Source organism: Roseburia inulinivorans DSM 16841, assembly GCF_000174195.1.
Taxonomy (GTDB): Bacteria; Bacillota; Clostridia; order Lachnospirales; family Lachnospiraceae; genus Roseburia; species Roseburia inulinivorans.
On record NZ_ACFY01000075.1, the window covers coordinates 1 to 505 of the forward strand.

Sequence of the window (505 nt, forward strand, 5' to 3'; positions counted from 1 at the left end):
CTACTTCATTCACAGCCGAAGCACTATCCTCAACAATATCGACACCGTTGATAAGATATGCTCCTCCCTCACTTAATTTAATCATGCTTTCTCCTCTTTCTATATATCATTACGGTTTCCCGCTTAATATCCGTTATTCATATCCTCATTATATAACATATACAAACATTAAAGATAAGGTGTAACTTTTTCTACTATTGATGCTATAGTGTCATTATCTGCAGTTCCCGGAACCCATCCAACATTAACTGTATCACCTTTAATTCTAGGAATAATATGCATATGGAAATGAAATACTGTCTGCCCTGCTACTTCTCCATTGTTCTGAACAATATTAAGTCCATCAAAATCCAATGCTTTCTTATACGCTTTAGAAATCTTAGCTGCTACTTTAAATACATGTGCGGCAGTGTCATCATCAAGTTCATATATATTGTCAAAATGTTCCTTCGGCAATATAAGTACATGTCCTTTAGCGGCAGGACTTGCATCGAAAATAACTTTT

At 35.2% G+C, this 505-nt stretch carries 1 protein-coding gene; it reads right to left on the minus strand.

All coding sequences use genetic code 11. From position 1 onward, the window contains the following. Nucleotides 1–168 precede the first annotated feature (168 nt). Nucleotides 169–505 (minus strand): HIT family protein (locus tag ROSEINA2194_RS07985; RefSeq protein WP_007885433.1); only part of this gene is annotated, 337 nt, incomplete at its 5' end.